Origin of the sequence: Nitratireductor mangrovi (assembly GCF_007922615.2) — a bacterium.
Lineage (GTDB): Bacteria > Pseudomonadota > Alphaproteobacteria > Rhizobiales > Rhizobiaceae > Mangrovimarina > Mangrovimarina mangrovi.
The window spans coordinates 4680159-4698653 of record NZ_CP042301.2 but is presented as its reverse complement, the minus strand read 5'-3'; the positions used below and the strand labels follow the sequence as shown (position 1 = coordinate 4698653).

Genomic DNA, 18495 nt, shown 5'->3' with positions numbered 1-18495 from the left:
TTTCCGGACCACCGGAATTGCCTCGGCCGGGGGACCGCATGCGGCTGAACCTGCGCAGCAAGATGCTCCTTTTCGCCGCCGTCATCGCGGCGCTGCCGCTGCTGGTCGCCGGCCAGTCGATCATCCGCGTAGCGCGCGACGAGCTCAAGAGTGCCGCCAACGAGCAACTGGCGGCAACCGCCAATCAGTTGGCCGACGAGTTCAACGATTTCTTCGAATATTCGCTGTTCACGCCACTCGACCTGATCCGCAATTCGCTCGGCGGCGACAAGCTTGGCTTCGAAGAAAAAATCGTGATCCTGAAACAGGGTATCGCCGACCTGCCGGACGTGGTTGCATTGCAGGTTGACGTAGAAGGGCTGCCACGACCGATCATCGTTGCCCAGGAGGCCTATTTCAACAAGCTCAAGGCGCATTTCGAAGCGCCGATGGACATCCTGCGCGTCGAATCAGAAGCGGTGGGGGCTGATGCCACAGCGTCTCGTGCGGCAAGCGGGTTGGCCTATATCGGTGAGACCGGCGACTGGCTGGCTGTTGCCAGCCTGCCGGTTCCGCAAGGGATCGGCGGCCGCACTGCGGTCCTGCATGCGCGCATCAATCTCGCGCGCCTGAAGAACGTCATCGCCCACCACCCCTTCGCGAGGACTGGAACCATCCATGTTTTGAACAGCGAGAAAACCGTGGTCTTCGCGACGACCGACAGCGCCTATGGTCATGAAAGCGTCGAGCGGAAGGCGCTGGACATGCTCGCCAACCGCACCGGTACGATCGCGGTGGAGCCTTTCCCGCTTGCCGATGGTTCCATTTCGCTCGGCGCCATCACGATCCCGCGCGCATTCCCGTGGGCGATTGTGGTCGAGAAGGCCGAGCGCGACGCATACGCCCCGGTATGGGACATGATCCGCAATCTTGGCGTCTGGCTCGCCATAGGATTGGCGGCTGCCCTTGCCGGAGCGCTCGTTTTCGCGCTTGGCATCTCGCGGCCGATCCTGAGGATCGGCTCGGCTGCGACGGAGATCGCCAAGGGCAATCTCGACATTCGCGTCGAAGGGGTGCGCTCGCGCGACGAGATCGGCGATCTCGCAGGACGCTTCAACGACATGATCGTGCAGTTGAACGAACGCTTTGAGTTGCAGAAATTCGTCTCGCTCGGAACGATGAAGGCGATCCAGGGCAGCGACGAGCGCACTGTTTCACTTGGCGGAGAGCGGCGCCGGGTGGCGATGCTTTTCGCCGATATTCGCGGCTACACCGCCTTTTCGGAAAACCGGGAGCCCGAGGTCGTCGTCGCCGTCCTCAACAGCTACTTCCAGCGCCTGGCTGACCTGGTCGTGGCGCATCATGGCGATATCGACAAATATGTTGGCGACCAGATTATGGCCGTTTTCGGCGGCCAGCGCATGGCGAAGCATGCGGTCGAATGCGCGATCGCCATGATGACGGCAATGGACGAGATGGAGGGTGAGTCCGGCGCGGACCTGCAGATCGGCATCGGCGTCCATGTCGGCGAGGTCGTGGTCGGAGCGATGGGCAGCAGCCAGCGCAAGGACTTCACCGTGCTTGGCGATCACGTCAACCTGGCCGCGCGGCTTTGCTCGCATGCCGACCCTGCGGTAACGCTTGTCTCCCGCGAGGTCCTGGACGAGCTGCCCGAAAAACTCGCGAGCCGCGCAGCCAAGCTCACGCCCATCAAGGTTAAAGGCAAAACGCGACCGATCGAGATTTTCGGCTTTCACGGAAGCGGAGGAGGCGCCCCCGCCGCCGGCCAAACAGAGGCCGACCAGGCGCAGGTCGGCGACGCGGGTTAGGCCGCGCCGTCCTTTTCCTCGCGCAGATTCGAGATGACGCGCCGATTGGCGACCTTGCAGGCCTTCTGCGGGCAGTCGCGGACGATACGCTCCTTGCCATACCCCTTGGCCCACATGCGGTTGCGATCAATCCCGCCCGCGGCCAGGTAGTTCATCACGGCTTCGGCTCGCCGAGCTGAAATGTCGACCTGCGCGGCATCGGAACCGGGATCATCGGAGAAGCCCTGCAACTTGACCAGCCAATGCGGATATTTCTTCAGCCATTCGATCTGCTTGTCGAGCGTGAAGCGGGCGGTGCTGTCCAGCGTGGCCGAGCCCTCGGCGAAATAGGTTCGCCGGCCAACATTGAGGATGAAGTCCTCCTCGCTCCCCGGCGCGATATCAGCGAAGCCGGAAGCCGGCGCGTTGGTAACGTCGGGCGTGGCCGTCTGGAGCGTGTTCGATGTGCTGCAAGCGGTCAGAAAAAACAGCGCGCCCGCCATGCAGGCGGCGCGCGCAAGTTGATATGCGATCTTCATGGACCGTGTCAGCCCTTCTTCTGAGGCGCCTGATCGGCAATGTGGGGCAGAACCTGCGCGAAAGTGCCAACCGGGCAGCGCTGGTAGAGGTCGATCACGTCCTCGTTGAACATGCGAATGCAGCCGGAGGAAACGTCCTGCCCGATACTCCACGGCTCCAGCGTGCCATGCAGGCGATAGCCGAGGTCGGCCCCATCGCGATAGAGGTAGAGTGCGCGTGGGCCGAGCGGATTGTTCGGCGCTCCGCCCGCCACGAATCGCGGCAGATCCGGCTTGCGCTTGAGCATTTCGGGAGGCGGCACCCATTGCGGCCAGATTGCCTTGCGGTCAATCGTGGCGCGTCCATACCATTTGAAGCCTTCGCGGCCGACGCCGACGCCATAACGCATCGCCGTCTTGTTCTCCACCACGAGGTAGAGGAAATGGTGGATGGTATCGACAACGACCGTGCCGGGCGGCTCCTCCGAGAAGAACTTCACGATCTGACGTTGCCATACCTTGTTGATCTTCTGGAAGTTCGTGCGCCTGTAGGTAACGCCGTTGTCGACCGCGGTACCGGCGAAATAGGAAGAGGCCGCTTCCGCGGGCAAGGCGGCCGACAACGAAACCGCGGCCCCGCCGGCCAGAACGTCCCTGCGCGTGAATTTCATCGGCAGCCTCCACCCCATGACGCAGCGTCAGGATTATAGTTAAGAAATCACTGACGTCCACTTGCACGATGTGCCGGGCAGTGCTTGTCGTCAAACCGCTTCATTCTAACGTCAACTCCACGGCATACTCGCCAGCTGAAAAACCCGGAGGCAAAACCTTGACGATCAGGAACCTCGAATACGCCGTGGACCCGAAATCCGTTGCGGTGATCGGCGCATCGATCCGCGACGGCGCCGTCGGCAAGGTGGTGATGGACAACATCCTGGGCGGCGGTTTTTCGGGCAAGGTGTTTCCGGTCAACCCGAAGTATGACGAAGTCGCGGGGCTGAGATGCTATCCTGATGCATCCTCCCTGCCCCAAGCGCCGGACCTCGGCGTCATCGTTACGCCGCCGCAGACAGTGCCGGGGATCATTTCGCAGTTGGGCGAGAAGGGAACACGTGCGGCTGTGGTGATCACGGCCGGGCTGACACGCGAAAACGGCTTGCGCCAGGCAATGCTGGACGCCGCAAGGCCACATCTCTTCCGAATAATCGGACCCAACACGCTCGGACTGATGCTGCCGCCTGCGAAGCTCAATGCCGGCTTCTCCCACATGGCGCCGAGCGAGGGCAACATAGCGCTCCTGTCGCAGTCCGGCGCCATCGCCACCTCGCTGATCGACTGGGCGGCGGAAAACAATCTCGGCTTCTCCCACGTCGTTTCGCTTGGTGACATGGCAGATGTCGACGTTGGCGACTGGCTCGACATGCTGGCCGGCGATCCCCGCACCGGCACCATTATCATGTACCTCGAGACCATCCCCGAGCCGCGCAAATTCATGTCGGCGGCCCGCGCCGCCGCGCGCATCAAGCCGGTCATCGCAATCAAGTCCGGTCGCCACGAAGCCGCGGCCAAAGCCGCGGCTACCCACACGGGAGCCCTTTCGGGCGCCGACCGGGTGGTCGAGGCTGCATTGCGGCGGGCAGGAATCCTGCGCGTGAAGGGCCTTGCGGAATTGTTCGACGCGGCAGAGATCACGGCGCGCTTCGCACCGCTCGGGCGGTCACGCGTCGGCGTCGTCACCAATGGCGGCGGCGCCGGCGTCCTGTCGGTGGACCAATTGGCCGATTGCGGCAGCGAATTGGCCGGACTTTCGACACAAACGATCGAACGCCTGAACGGCGTGTTGCCACCGACTTGGTCGCATGCCAATCCGGTCGACATCATTGGCGACGCATCACCGGAGCGTTATCGCGACGCGGTCGCGGCTGTTGCTGCTGACGACGGCGTCGACGCCGTCCTGGTGCTTACCTGCCCGACCGGGCTTGCATCGCCGACGGACGCAGCTCGCGCGGTTGCCGACCTCACCACCAACGGTCGAATCCAGGGTAAGCCGATTCTGACCTGCTGGCTGGGCGAACACACGGCGCGCAAGGCCCGCGCCATTCTGCAGGACGCAGGGGTGGCGAGCTTCGCAACACCGGCAGACGCCTCTTCAGCCGTCTCCTATCTCAGCGATTGGTCGCGGGCGCAACGGGCGTTGACGCGCGTCCCTGCTGCACGCCAGCAGCACGAGAACGGCGCCCGGGAAACAGTCGTCGAAATCTTCAGCGACGTCGCGCGGGAACGTCGCCGCATGTTGACCGAACCGGAGGCCAAGGCGGTGATCGCCGCCTACGGCATTCCGGTGCCGACGACGATCGTTGCATCGACGCCCGACGAGGTCGAAGCCGCCGCCGCAAAGATTATCAACGAGGGCAGCAAGGTGGTGGTGAAACTGCTCTCGAAGGCGATCTCGCACAAGTCGGATGTCGGCGGCGTGGTGCTCAACCTCGAGACGCCGTCCGGAGCGCGTGACGCCGCCGCCGGCATCGAGCAACGGGTTCGCGACAAGGAGCCGGACGCAGACATCCATGGCTACGCGGTGCAGCCGATGATCGTGCGCAAGGGCGCGCAGGAACTGATCCTCGGCGTCAGCGGCGATCCCATTTTCGGGCCCGTTCTGCTTTTCGGTTCCGGCGGCGTGTCGGTCGAAGTGGTCGATGACACAGCGATCGCCCTGCCGCCGATCGATGACGTCCTGGCCGGCGACCTGATCGACAGCACTCGGATCGGCCGCCTGCTGGCCGGTTATCGCGACCGCAAGCCGGCCGACCGGGCCAGGATCATCGACGCACTTGTCGGCCTGTCGCGGATGATCGTCGATTTCCCCTGCCTGGTCGCGGCGGATATCAATCCGCTGCTCGCCGACGCGGACGGGGTCGTCGCGCTTGATGCCCGCATCGAGATCGACCCGGACAAGGTCGAGATCGAAGGACCAAACCCGGCCATCGCGATCCGCCCCTACCCGGCCGGCTGGTCGAGCGAGATCGCGACCGCTGGGCGGGGTTTCGAGATCCGTCCGATCGAGCCGGCAGATATCCGCTTCTACCCGGATTTCCTCGCCCGTATCTCCGCCGATGACATCCGGCTGCGTTTCCTGGCGCCGCGTCGGCACTTCTCCGACGAGATGCTGAAGCGCCTGACCCAACTCGACTACGACCGCGACATCGCCTTCGTGGCGCTCGATGAGGAGAGCGAGGAACTGGCTGGTGTCGGGCGCCTTTCCTTCGAACCCGACAAGGCCAGGGCCGAATTCGGACTTTTGGTTCGTACCGATCTGCAAGGGCACGGGCTGGGATGGGCGCTGCTTGAGCGATTGATTTCCTTCGCGCGCTCGGAAGGTACACGCGTGGTCGAAGGCGCGATCCTGGACGAAAACGAGAAAATGCTGGCCATGTCCCGCGAGGCCGGTTTCAGCATCGAACGCCACCCGAGCGAAAAAGGCGTCTCGCTCGCCCGGCTTGTCCTGGACTGAAGGCTGCGTCGAGACCTGAATGCCATGCGAGCGAGCACAGGTCGCGTACGCGTACTCTCAACTCTCGCCGACGTCGATCGGCGTTGAAGGGCGGGACTTTGTGGCCGCGCCAGGCGAGACACCGTGGTGCCACGCCACCAGAGCTGCCGCCATGAGAAGCGCAATGCCATGGATCATCGGGCTCGCCGCCATGACGAGGGCGGCCAGTGCCAGCCGGAGGATGACCTCGGTACCGCCCATGCGTCGCCGGTCGAAGCGGGCGAGCGCGCTCGCCAGCAGGTAAAGGGCCACCACCAGACGGCAGGCGATCCAGAGCAGAGCCAGCCAATCGATACCGGGCGCGTAGCCCGCAAGGAACGTGCCGGGGGCGCTGGCGGCCGGATCGTATTTCGCCGCGTCGATCAGCAGCAGTTCCGGGTAGAAGGCAAAGACGAAAGGCAGCACAAACATCACGATACCCGCCCGCACGGCAGCAAAGCCCGTCGCCATGGGATCAGCCTTGGTGATCGAGGCGGCCGCGAAGGCTGCGACCGCGACGGGCGGCGTAATGGCGGAGGCGACGGCGAAGAAGAAGATGAACATATGCGCGGTGAATATCGCGATGCCGAGCCCGACGATCACGGGCCCCATCAGGAGCGCGACGTTGATGTAAGCCGGCACGGTCGGCATGCCCATGCCGAGCAGCACGGCCATGATCATCGTGACGAAGAGCGCGGCGAACAAAAAAACGGCGGTACGGTCGCCCTCGGCACCGAACTCGCGCAGCCAGTTCAGGATGTCGCGCGCGATGAAGCCGGAAAGGCCGGTGAAGTTGAGGCAGAAATCGATTACCGACACGGCCAGGAACATCAGGTAGAGCGTGCTGATCAGGATGCCGGCCGAGGCGAAGGCCTCCAGCAGACGCGACGGGCGCGCGCGGATTTCGCGATCAAGGAAGAACAACGCGGCCAGCAGCGCCGTCGCCCACCAGCCCGCCGAACCGGCGTCGCCGGCCGAGTTCTGTACCAGCTGGAATAGCCACGGCAGATCGACCGCGCGGCACGAACCGTTCTCGACGATGCGCTCGATACCGACCATCGCTGCGATCGGGCCACAGCCGATCGCTTCCTTCGGGGTCACCAAAAGAAACAGGATCAGAAGAATCGGTGCGAAGATCATCACCAGATGCAGCGAGTCTTCGCGCGTCAGCTGCATGTCCGGCGTCGCTTCGCCGACCGCCTCGATGCCCTGCTTGCGGGCCTGGAAGACGACCGAGAGGAACAGGCAGCCGAAATAGGCGAATGCGGGTATGACGGCTGCGATGATGACTTCGCGGTAGGGTACCACGGTCATCGCGGACAAGACGAAGGCGGCCACGCCCATCACCGGCGGCATGATCTGGCCGCCGCTTGATGCCGCTGCTTCGACGCCGCCGGCAAAGGTCCTGGAAAAGCCGCGCTTGAGCATCATCGGAATGGTGAGCACGCCGGTCGACAGCACGTTGACCACCGGCCCGCCCGAGATGGTGCCGAACATTGCCGAACTGACGATCGCCGCATGCGCCGGGCCGCCGCGTAGCCGCCGGGTCCACAGGAAGGCGACCTTGATCAGCGAGCGCCCGCCCGCCGAAATGCCGAACAGCGAGCCAAGCACGATATAGGGAAACACCGTGTCGAGCAGGATGCCCATGAAGCGACCGAGCAGGCCCTGCGCATTATTGACGAGGATGTCCTCTACGTTGGGCCGACCGTCGATCAGTTGCCGCGGTTCCGGGCCGAGCTTGGTGATCAGGTACTTGTTCATGTCCTCGGCGCCGAAGAAGTACCAGACGAGCACCGTGACAAGCGTGTAGGCGGCAATGGCGATCGCCACCATTACCAGCGGGAAACCCCAGACCTTGACGTTGTAGGCCAGAAACACCGCCACGCTGGCGCCAACGACGGCGAATATCCAGATGCCGAGCGTGTTGATGCAGGCGGGATCGTCGACGGTTTCCGGAATCGGCAGGCCGTAGAGTTCGGCAAATTCCTTCTCTTCCTCCAACGCCTTGGCAATCAGTTGAGCTCGCTCGCCGGTGTACTGGTCGATCAGGCAGACCGAGTCGATCTCGATCAGATAGGACAGTGCAACCGCGATCGCCGCTGCGACGAGCGCCACGTCCATGGCGATGCTGGCAAGGCGGATCGGCCTGCTGCGGTCGCGGAACTGCCGCAGAAAGGAATGGTTGAGAGCCACCACGACCATCATCAGCACGAAGGCGAGCGGGTAGAGGTATTCGTAGGGGAAGCGACGGATGATGAGATCCGGCCTTCCGGTCACGTCGCGCGCCAGTTGATCCAACCCAGGTATCGACGGGATGGTATGCAGGAGGCCGATCGCCACCAGCAAAAAGCCAATAGCGGCCGCGGCCCGGTGCGCCCAGCCCGGCTGGTGTTCGTTGTCGCTATCGGTGCTCACGGCCGCCGGCCCCTTTGAACGGACGGGGAAGCCCGGACGCCTGCACGCCCGGGCAGCAATCCTACCTGGCGCAGTCGGGCACCGTGTAGCCGGCCTCTTCCCAGGCGGCGATCGCACCGGGATGGTATTTCAGGCTGAGCGCACCACAGAACCCCGACGCCTTTGCGTCGAGTTTGCCGAGATTGATGTTCTTGGCGTAGGGCGCCTTTGCCTTCAACTCATCCATGCTCGCGATATAGGCGGCGGTGATCTTCTTCACGAGATCGGCGTCCATGTCCTTGTGGACAACGTCGGTAAAGGCGGTGCCCATGCCGCGGAAGACCGCGTCCTCCGAGATCAGGCTGACATCCTGGTCGGGAGCGTAGCCCATGTCGCCGAACGCGACCTCGATCGGCACGTTTCCGGGCGCCGCGAGCAGCTTCTGGAACGCCTCGCCCTCATAGATGTCCTTCGGCGTGGAGACGATGTTCACCTTGCCTGCCGACATCGCCACGATGACCCGTTCGGAGGGGAAAGTCAGCGGGATCACGAATGCGTCAGCGGACCCGTCGACGAGTATGTTGGCAAGCTGGCCCCAATTGGCCTGCAGGCCTTTATAGTCTTCGCCGTCCTTGTATCCGGCCGCCATCTGGATGGCCTGGCGGGCATTGACGAGCGCGGCGCCACGCGGCGGCCCGTTGAAGACTGTCTTGCCCGCGATGTCCTTCCAGGAGCGGATGTTGCTGCTTTCATGCGCGAGCAGACCGTAGGCACCGGCGTTGTAAGGCCCGATCGCCCTCAGATTGGCGGCCAAGGCAGCACCGTTCTCACCCTGTTTTGAGAAAGGCCCGCGGCCCTTCTCGAGCAAGAAATGAAGCACCAGGGGCATCGCGGAAATGTCGGTCTTGCGCTCGGCTACGTTCAGGATCGAGTTGGTGAGCGTCTGCCCCTCCTGCACCTGCAGGCTGGCGATGCCATCCTTGCCGAGCACGTCGGCCAGATGAGTGATGGAAAGGTGAGGCGAATTGCCGGGGCTCGACGTCTCCGCGGTCAGATTGACTTGGGCCTGCGCGGCGCCGGCGAAAAGGCACGCGGTCAGCGCAACCGCCAGCGTGCTGAACTTCCTCTGTAGCATGGCATTCCTCCCGATTTCTTCGTTCGTTTGCGTTGGTTTTGTCCGCTCAGGCGGCGTCGGTATCGGAGCGGCGCCCGCCTTTCCGCGCTGCCTTTCTGCCGCGGTAGTTCACTGTCAATTCGAGCGGGATATCGTTTTCGTCGTAGACACCGATGATGACGCCGCGCCGGCGCGCCTGCTTGCGCATGTCCTCCAGTTGCGCGGCGCTGCGGGTGGTCCGTTGTGATGTCCGGCGCGCCCATTCGAACAGCTTGTCGTAGAGGCTGGCGATGATGTTTGCGTGCTCGTCCGAAGTGCCGAGATCGACCAGTTCGTCCGGGTCGTTCTTCAAGTCGAAGAGAATGGGGCGGAAGCCGCCCTCGCAGTGGACCAGCTTCCATTCCTTCGTCGCCACCATGAACATGACCGCCTCGCGCACGCCAAGGCCAAGGCGGTCAGCGAGCGGCGACGCAGAGTAATCGTACTCGCAGATCACGTAGTCGCGGCCGGTATCCTTCGCCCGGCCCTGGATCAGCGGCAGCAGCGAACGACCTTCAACGACATGGTCGGGCACCTCGCCGCCCGCGACCTCGATGAAGGTCGGCACGAGGTCGATGCACTCGACAAGCTCGTCAAACACCGTGCCGCGGGTGGCGTCCGCCTGCTCGGATGGATCGTAGATGATCAGGGGAACCCTGGTCGAGGTGTCGTGGAAGAAGGTCTTCTCGCCCATCCAGTGATCACCGAGGAAATCGCCATGATCGGAGGTGATCACGATCATGGTGTCGTCCATGCGGCCGGTCCTCTCGAGCCAGTCGAACAGGACACCCATCTGGTCGTCGGCCTGCTTGATGAGTCCCATATAGGCCGGGATCACCGCCTCGCGCACGTCCTCGCGGCTGAAGGCCTCGCCGACCGGATTGGTCATGAAGCCCTTGAGCACGGGATGCGCGTTGTCGAACTCGGCCTGCGCCCTGACGACAGGCAGCATGTGATTGGGCCCGTACATGCTCGCATAGGGTTCCGGCACGATGTAGGGCCAGTGCGGCTTTATGTAGGAGAGATGACACAGCCACGGCCCTTCCGCCTGGCTCATGAACTCCATTCCGCGACGCGTCAGATAGGGCGTTTCACTATCCTCTTCAGCTATGTTTGCGGGTTCGGCCGAATTCTTCAGGAACCAGCCCGACAGCACGTTGCCGGTCGCATCGATGCCGGAGTTGGCATAGTCGTGCCACGGGTTGTCTCCCTCGTAACCGCGCTCACGCAGATAGTCGTTGTATTTCAGCGCGCCGCGATCATCGTAGAACCCGTCCGGACCTTCCGGGCGCATGCCGTCGTCGCGCTCAAAGACATCGAAACCGCATTCGGCGACGCGCGCGCCGATCAGGCTGTCCGGCTCCAGGCCGAGCCGTGCCATGCCCTCGGCATCGGCCATCATGTGCGTCTTGCCGACCAGCCAGCAGCCCATGCCCGCCTTGCGCAGGTGATCGCCCATGGTCATTTCGCCGACCTTCAGCGGTATGCCGTTCCAGGAGGCGCCATGGCTGTGCACGTAGCGGCCGGTATAGGTCGACATGCGCGACGAGCCGCAGATTGGCGACTGGATGTAGGCGCGCGTAAAGCGCACACCGCGCTCGGCCATCCGGTCGATATTCGGCGTCTTCAGATGCGGGTGGCCATAACAGCTCAGATAGTCCCACCTGAGCTGGTCAAACATGATGAAAAGGACGTTCTTCGCCTGCCGCATACCTCCTCCCAGATGCTGCTAATTGGAAAGATAGTCGTCCGGTGGTGAGCAGGGAAATAATAGTTGCGATTCTGTCATAACGAATCCGCTATGGCATCGCGTAGATTGCTGCCTCCTCCCGGATCACCGATGCCAGGGCCGCCGCGGCCGGATTGATCTCACGACCGGACGCAAACGACAGTCCGACCGAACTCACCATTTCGTCCGTCGCGATGTTGAGACGCACGAGACGCCGGTCGCCCAGTTCCGGGCGAACGGCGCCCAGTGGAATGCACGCGGTCGCATCAGCACGCGCCAGATAGGCCCGCACGAATTCGAACAGGATGCTTTCGATCTTGTTGGAAAACTCCGCAAGCCCGTGCGCGACCGTGAACTTGTCGAGTTCGGAGCGGATGATCGTGCCCGGCGGCGGCACCAGCACGAGGCCCGCATCGATATCCCCCAGCGTCACCTCGGGACGGCCCGCCAGCGGATGATCGGGATGCGCCACGAAAACCAGCGGTTCGGAATAGAGATGCTCGAAGCTGACCCCTTTCAGCCTTTCCGGCGAGAAGAGCCGGCCGAAAAGAAAATCGACGCCGCCTTCCTGCAGGTGGTCGATCAAGGCGCTGGTGGGAAAGAAGACGACACGAACGTCGGTGCCGGGGAAATTTGCTTTGAAACGCGCGATGGCGCGCGGCGCCACCGTTCGAGCCACGTTTGGGAGCACGCCCATAGTTACGATCTGCGCTCCACGCGGCTCCTGTGCCTGCCTTATGCCCTTGCTGATCTGCGACAGGCCGACGCCGACATGGCGCATGAGGATTTCGCCGGCGCTCGTCAGGACGAGCCCGCGGCCAGTGCGCTCAAAAAGAGCCCCGCCGATTTCGTCTTCCAGCTCACGCAACGTGCGCGACAGCGACGGCTGCACCGTGTTCAGCGCCTGTGCGGCGCGGGTGATCGAGCCATGTCGCGCTACCTCGACGAAGCAGCGCAAGTGCCGCATCCTGATCCGATTGTCCATGCAAACCCCGACACCGACCGTCGGGCGTCAGCTTAGTGCGTGAGCGCGAACTGTCGCAACACGGGTTGCAGGCGCGATCACCGCGTCCGACGTAGCGAGGTCTGACGATCAACCTGCATCCGCCACCGTTCTGACGGCCTCGATCAACAGGTTCGCAGCTACTTTGCGCCGGTAGGCGGCGGTGGAGCGGTAATCGTCGATCGGGGCGATCTCGGCATCGAGTGTCGCTCGGACCCTCCATTCCAATTCCGACGTCAGGCGTTCGGACGTCAGAAGCGCGGTCGTTCGCTCGCAAGTCATTGGGACGGGGCCGACGGCGCCGAAAGCCATCTTGAGCGCACTGATCCGCCCGCCCTCCGGCCGGGCGACTAGCGCCATTGAAACCTTGGAAATTGCCTGAGCGCGGCGCGGACCGACCTTGCGGAAAATCTGGACTGTGCCGCGTGCGGGCCAGGGAACGCTGACGTTGACGATCACCTCTCCTGGCTGCAGTGCCGTCTTCCCGGGCCCAACCAGAAAATCACCGAGCGGCAGAACGCGGCGGTGCGACCGCCGGGCGAGGACGATTTCGGCGCCAAGCGCCATCAGGACAGGCAACCCGTCCCCGGCCGGCGAGGCGGTCGCCAGGTTGCCGCCAATCGTGCCGGTGTTGCGGATCTGAGCGCCACCTATGGTGGCAGCGGCCTGGGCCAGCATAGGCAACTTCTCGGCAATCGCCGGATCAGTGAGAATATCCGACCACGTCACCAGCGCGCCTATCGAAAGACGCTTGTCGAGTTCACGAACCATCGTCATTTCGTGGTCGGATATCCGGGTCAGGTCGAGAAAGGAGCGCCCATGAAGATCGTGCTCATGCCGGACCAGAAGATCAGTCCCGCCGCCAACGGGTATCAGCCCCGGATCGTCGCTCAAGAGTGCCAGGGCCCGCTCCAGGGTGATCTCCGGCCTGGGCCTGGTTCGAGGGAGAGGCCCTCCTTCGAGCCCCTCGAGCGCAGCGCGAATTTTTGCATAGCCGGTACAGCGGCAGAGATTGCCCTCCAAGGCGGCTGTCAGTTCGCGAGGCGGAGGCGATGCGAAATGACCCGCCGAAGCCATGACGATCCCCGGCGTGCAGAATCCACACTGGACCGCACCCCCGGCGGCGAGCGCCTGGGTGATCCGCGAACCGAGCGGCGTTTCGGCAAAGGCCTCGACGGTCACGACCTCGCGGCCGGCGACACTGCCGGCCAGTTGCAGGCAGGCGCAAACCGGAAGTCCGTCGACCAGGACTGTGCACGCGCCGCATTCCCCCTCCCCGCAGCCGAGCTTGGCGCCCTTCAGATCGAGATCGTCACGCAGCACTTCGAGCAAGGTACGATGCCACGCATCCTGCACGGCATGTGAGACCCCGTTGACGGTCAGAACGCTCATGACCGCTCCTCCAAGGCATCAAGGATGGCTTCGGCGCGAACCGGGAAGCTCGCGAATCTCTTGCCGGTGATCTGTCGCAACGCGTTGGCGACGGCCGGCGCCACAGGCGTCAGCCCCAGTTCGGCAATGCCGCGGACACCCAGTGGATTGGACGGCTCGGGCGTGGAAACAAGTACCGTCCGCATCCCGAGCGGCACATCGCGAATGGTCGGGATGATATAGCTCGAAAGGCGGCCATTGCTGACGCGACCGTCGACCAGATGAAGGTCCTCGCTGAGCGCAAAGCCGAGCCCCTGTGCGAAGCCGCCTTCGATCTGGCCGGTCACCCCATCCGGATTGATGACGATACCGGGATCGAGCAGGGTTTCGGCTTCTTCCACGCCAACCTCGCCAGTCGTCGTGTCGATGCAAAGGCGCACCAGTTGCACCCCATAGGCGTAACCGACATGCGGCACCCCGGTCGTGAGCGCGCCAGCGAACTGTGGGGCAAAATGGGCAATTTCTTCGATCAAGCCGTTTTCTCCGGCCGCCATCCGATCGCGGACCCGTTCGGCGGCGAGCTTCACCGCGGAGCCCGTGACCGCCAGGGAGCGGGAGGCATTGGTCGACCAGGCATTGGCGTTGTCGGTCGTGCCATGTGAAAGCCGGATCGCCGCCATGTCGCAACCAAGCGTGCCGGCGGCGATTTGCAGGAAGGCGGTGAGATTGCCTTCGCCAAGATCGGGTTGCGAAAGATCGAGCGTGAAGCCGCCATCCATGTCGCGCACGAGGCGCACGGAGGAGCCCGGCTCGGCGCCGGGTCCGAGCCCGAAGCCTTGCCAGACGAAGGCGACGCCGGTCGCGCGACGCTTCGACCCCGACACTTCCGCGGGGCGGCGCAGGTTGCTCGCCAGCGCGCGTCCGGCGAGGCCGTCGAGCGTCACATCGCTCGACACGACATGACCGGCCCCGGCCCGGTCGCCCTTGCGAAGGAGGTTGCGGCGACGGAATTCGATCGGGTCGAGGGCCAGCCTATCGGCCAGTTCGTCCATCGCCTGCTCGATGCCGAGGATTGCTTGCGGGTTTCCGAAGCCGCGAAAGGCCGAGGCGTTGCCATTGTTGGTATGGGCTACACGTCCCCGGATGTGTGACGCCGTGAACCGGTAGGGTCCTGACGCGTGCTCGGCGGCAAGTGCCATCACAGCGGGGCCCAGCGTCAGATAGGCGCCGGTATCCGCCAGCATGTCCGCACGGAACCCCGTCAACGAGCCATCCTTGGCGGCTCCCGCCTCGACGGTGACGTCGAAGCGATGCCTTTTGACCGAATACTCGATGCTTTCGGAGCGGTCGTAGACCATGCGGGCCGGGCGCCCGGTCGCTTGCGCGACGAGAGCGATCGCGGCCTGAACGTTAAGATCTTCCTTGCCGCCGAAGGCGCCGCCCATGGGCGGATGACTGACCCAGACGCGGGCCTCCGGCAGGCCCAGGATGGCGGCGATCTGGCGCCTGTCGGCGAAAGGATTCTGCCCACCGCAAATGATGGCAATGCGGCCCTGTGTGTCGAGATAGGCGATGCCGGCCTCGGGTTCGATATAGGCATGCTCCTGCCGACCGGTCGAATAGGTAAGGCGCACCCGATGAGCGGATCGTGCGAGCGCAGCATCGACGTCGCCGAATCCGAACTCCAGTTCGTGACACAGATTGCCCTTCTCCGTGATCTGGGGTGCGCCGGGTTCAAGAGCGGCGACCGCGTCGAAGACGGCGGGCAGATCGTGGTATTCGACCTCGACAAGGCCAAGTGCAAAGCGCGCCTGCGCTTCCGTTTGGGCCGCAACAATGGCAACAGCGTCACCAGCGAAACGGACACGCTCGGAGCAGAGCACAGGCTGGTCGTCCGCCATCAGGCCGAACCCGTTGAGGCCAGGAATGTCGCGATGTGTCAGCACGCAGGCAACACCCTCGGCCGCGGCTGCCTCGGCCGTGGCAAGCCCAAGTATTCGGGCATGGGCGCGGTTGGCGCGCAACACCTTCACATGGAGCATGTTCGGCATCGAAAGATCGGAGGGATAGGCAAAGCGGCCGCACGCTTTGTCGACGGCATCCCACTTGACCGCGGAGTTGCCGATCATTGTTTCCCACCTCGGCCCCGCGAAGCCGGCACCTGTCGCTGTTCGGCGGTTGCCTGTCGACGGTCGAAGAGGTCTGTAGGACGGGCGGGGCCAACGCCCCCGTGTTGCGCGAATTCAGAAGGCTTTCTCATCGGGCTACCTGAGATAGGTCTGCGACATCATTAATCGCTACGCTACGTATCGTTGTCAATAGACAATGTTCGAGCCGGAACTTTGGGCTATAAGCGTGGCTTCTGGATTCGGTGACGAGCAATGGGTCGGCGATGATCGTGAAAGCAGCAAGCAGAGGGCGCAAACGCAGCAGTTCGGCGACCCATGCGGTGTGCGCGGCAGCACTGCTGCTGGCCCGGCAACTCGGGCCCAACCGGGTGACTATCGAAGGCATCGCCGCCGAAGCCGGCGTGGCCAAGACCACGATCTACCGGCGCTGGCCAAACGCGGCCGCCGTCGTCATGGACGCCTTTCTTGCGGAAATCGAGCCGCTGATTGCCTACCGACGGGGCCACTCGGTGGCCGAGACGCTACGAAACGCGCTGACCGACTTTGCGAGAGCGCTCGACCCCGGCCGACGCGACCTGTTGCGCCATATGATCGGGGCGGCACAATCCGATCCCGACCTGGCGCGCGCCTTCTGGGACAACTGGATCCGCCCACGGCGCGAGGAGGGACTGGCCGCGATTGAGGCAGGCGGGCTGTCGCGCGACGAAGGAGCGTTGCTGCTCGACCTCGTCTTCGGGGCATTCTACTATCGCCTACTGATCCCTTACGCTGAAATCGACGACCCTTGGATCGATGCGCTGGTGCGCAAGGTTTGTCCGTAACGACGCGGAGCGAGCGACTCGCCCTCCGGCGGCAGCGAGCGCACTATCGGCCTAAGCTTTTGTGTTTGCTACGGAAAAAATGGCGCGCCCGAAAGGATTCGAACCTCTGACCCCCAGATTCGTAGTCTGGTGCTCTATCCAGCTGAGCTACGGGCGCACACGGGGCCGAGATGGTCGCGGCCCTGCTTCGCTGACCGGAAACCCGACCGCGAGCGAACCCGCTACCTAATGAAGGCCAGCGCGAAAAGCAAGCCGCGGAAATCGAATTCTTTGCCCGGCGGTTTGGTCAGTTCATAGCGATCGCAGCGCCGTCGCGGCTCGTTGTTCGGGTGCATGCCGACCATCCGAGGACGACAGGCCGGAACCATGTCGCGTGTCGACAGCGGCTGTTGGGCACGACCGGGAGTCGGTCAGCACTTGGACCCGAAAGAGCGATCCGCGCGGCGCGCAGGATCTCGACGGCGGAACCAGCGCGCGTTGACGGCCACGGGAACCGCGTCAGCTCAGGCGGGCCGGCGCATCGACTCGCGCGCGGCCTCGAGGCGAACTGGCTGGTCGGGAATGGTGATCGCGAACAGCGTATGCCCACCGACGCTTTCGACGAGCTCGATGTTGCCGCCGTGGGCGCGCACCAGTTCGTGCGCGATGGCAAGGCCAAGCCCCGTGCCGCCGCTGCGGGCGGCACCACGGAAGGCAGCGAAGAGGTTTTCGCGCGCCTTGGGCGGCAGACCGGGGCCAGTGTCCTCGATGAAGATGCGGCTGACGCTGCCCTCGCGCTCGGCCGACACCGTCAGTCGGCTGACCACGGCTTCCTCGGCGTTGCCCGACATCGCCTGAACGGCGTTGCGGCACAGATTGTTGAGAATGCGGAAGAGCTGTTCGGCATCGGCGTCCACCTCGAGGTCTCGGGCGACCGCGTTGACGAACTCGATCCGCGAGTCAGGTTCGATGGCGAGAAGACCTTCGACCTCCTCGACCAGGGTGCGCAGCCTGATAACGCGTCGCGTCGGCGGCGATTCGTGGGCGCGGCCGTAGGAAAGCACGCGCTCCGTGTAGTCGACGGCACGGTCGATGGTGCGAACCAGCTTGGGAGCGAACATCTGCACCGCCGGATCCTTGAGCGTGCGCAGCCGGTCCGACATCAACTGTGCAGAGGCGAGGATATTGCGCATGTCGTGATTGATCTTGGACACCGCCAGCCCGAGGTCGGCGAGGTGCTTCTGCTCGCCGAGCGTGTGATGCAACTGGTTCTGCATAACGGCGAGTTCACGCTCCGCGATGCCGATCTCGTCTCGCCGCGCCGACGGTCGGATGATGCGCCCGGGATCGTCCGGCGCTGCGGCAAAGGCGCTCATCGCCGTGCGCATGCCGCGAATTGGCCTGATCATCAGCGCGTGGATCGCGAAGAAGACCAGCCCGGCGGTGATCAGCGAGATCAGCAGCGACAACACCGCGACATTGCGCGCATAAACGAACATCGCCGCACGCAGCTTCCTGTCGGGGATGATGATCTCGAAATCCATCGGGCTGTCGCCGACCTTGCCAAACACCCTCAGAACGCGCCCGCCGCCATAAAGCATCGTATCGAGCGCGCCGCCGATCGCGGCGACCGGGCCGACGGCGCTTGGCGTGATGTGCTCGTCGACATCGGGCGGCATGTCCGACATCACAAGGAGGCGCGACACGCCCGCATCGCGCACGGCGATCGCCTTGGCCCCCAGCGCCATCAGGACGTCGTTGCGCAGGTTCGCCGGCAGCTCGATCTGGTCGCTTTCGACAAGTGGCACGCTGGCCGCCGCCGCGGTCGAAAGGCGCTCCTCGAGCCAGCGCAGCCGAAAATTGGCGATGGAGGGGATGAAGATGAGAACCTCGGCGATCAGAACCGAGACGATCGTCAACAGCAGCAGCTTGGTCGACAGCCGGTAGGGCCACGGCACCTGGGTCGAGGCGCCGCCCGCCGCCGGCTGTTCCGGAACTTTGTTCCCGGACGTCATCGCTTCGCGTCAGCCTCCGTCAGATCACCGGCGTCCGTTCCACCGCTCGCCATACTCCGCGAGA

At 64.0% G+C, this 18495-nt stretch carries 12 protein-coding genes and 1 tRNA gene; 3 read left to right on the top strand and 10 right to left on the bottom strand.

The features are described from left to right. Positions 1-38 precede the first annotated feature (38 nt). Positions 39-1808, top strand: a complete 1770-nt coding sequence (locus FQ775_RS23090; protein ID WP_146299813.1) for an adenylate/guanylate cyclase domain-containing protein — start codon at positions 39-41, stop codon at positions 1806-1808. Here FQ775_RS23090 and FQ775_RS23085 read toward each other — a convergent pair. Beyond that, positions 1805-2290 (bottom strand): OmpA family protein, encoded by a 486-nt coding sequence (locus tag FQ775_RS23085; RefSeq protein ID WP_246730218.1) that lies wholly within the window; start codon positions 2288-2290, stop codon positions 1805-1807. The two genes, FQ775_RS23090 and FQ775_RS23085, sit on opposite strands and share 4 nt — an antisense overlap. A gap of 44 nt (positions 2291-2334) precedes the next feature. Then, on the bottom strand, positions 2335-2976 hold the full coding sequence (locus FQ775_RS23080) for a L,D-transpeptidase (RefSeq protein ID WP_146299815.1): 642 nt from the start codon (positions 2974-2976) through the stop codon (positions 2335-2337). Between the two features lie 158 nt (positions 2977-3134). On the opposite strand from FQ775_RS23080, the gene FQ775_RS23075 reads away from it, so the two are divergent. Then, the gene (locus FQ775_RS23075) at positions 3135-5816 is read left to right on the top strand and encodes a bifunctional acetate--CoA ligase family protein/GNAT family N-acetyltransferase (protein ID WP_146299816.1); all 2682 of its coding nucleotides are present in this window, start codon (positions 3135-3137) and stop codon (positions 5814-5816) included. Between the two features lie 57 nt (positions 5817-5873). Here FQ775_RS23075 and FQ775_RS23070 read toward each other — a convergent pair whose 3' ends face one another. From FQ775_RS23070 to FQ775_RS23045, 6 genes are all read right to left on the bottom strand, one after another. Continuing rightward, on the bottom strand, positions 5874-8252 hold the full coding sequence (locus FQ775_RS23070) for a TRAP transporter permease (protein ID WP_206064800.1): 2379 nt from the start codon (positions 8250-8252) through the stop codon (positions 5874-5876). Between the two features lie 61 nt (positions 8253-8313). Further along, positions 8314-9366, bottom strand: a complete 1053-nt coding sequence (locus FQ775_RS23065) for a TAXI family TRAP transporter solute-binding subunit (RefSeq protein WP_146299817.1) — start codon at positions 9364-9366, stop codon at positions 8314-8316. A 46-nt stretch (positions 9367-9412) separates the two neighbouring features. Next, the gene (locus tag FQ775_RS23060; RefSeq protein ID WP_146299818.1) at positions 9413-11095 is read right to left on the bottom strand and encodes a sulfatase-like hydrolase/transferase; all 1683 of its coding nucleotides are present in this window, start codon (positions 11093-11095) and stop codon (positions 9413-9415) included. 88 nt (positions 11096-11183) lie between these two features. Then, on the bottom strand, positions 11184-12098 hold the full coding sequence (locus FQ775_RS23055; RefSeq protein ID WP_206064799.1) for a LysR substrate-binding domain-containing protein: 915 nt from the start codon (positions 12096-12098) through the stop codon (positions 11184-11186). 108 nt (positions 12099-12206) lie between these two features. Then, positions 12207-13508: an FAD binding domain-containing protein gene (locus tag FQ775_RS23050; protein WP_146299819.1), complete on the bottom strand. Its 1302-nt coding sequence runs from the start codon at positions 13506-13508 to the stop codon at positions 12207-12209. Next, positions 13505-15616, bottom strand: coding sequence for a xanthine dehydrogenase family protein molybdopterin-binding subunit (locus FQ775_RS23045; RefSeq protein WP_146299820.1), 2112 nt, complete (start codon positions 15614-15616; stop codon positions 13505-13507). Before FQ775_RS23045 ends, FQ775_RS23050 begins: the two co-directional genes overlap by 4 nt. Positions 15617-15885: 269 nt before the next feature. Between FQ775_RS23045 and FQ775_RS23040 the strand changes: the two genes are divergently transcribed. Further along, complete coding sequence (locus FQ775_RS23040; protein ID WP_206064798.1) at positions 15886-16437, top strand: TetR/AcrR family transcriptional regulator; 552 nt, start codon at positions 15886-15888, stop codon at positions 16435-16437. A gap of 80 nt (positions 16438-16517) precedes the next feature. Here FQ775_RS23040 and FQ775_RS23035 read toward each other — a convergent pair. Both FQ775_RS23035 and FQ775_RS23030 read right to left on the bottom strand, forming a co-directional pair. Next, positions 16518-16594, bottom strand: a tRNA-Arg gene (locus FQ775_RS23035). 346 nt (positions 16595-16940) lie between these two features. Continuing rightward, a complete protein-coding gene (locus tag FQ775_RS23030; RefSeq protein ID WP_146299822.1) occupies positions 16941-18431 on the bottom strand; it encodes a sensor histidine kinase in 1491 nt (496 codons plus the stop codon). Positions 18432-18495: the final 64 nt, after the last annotated feature.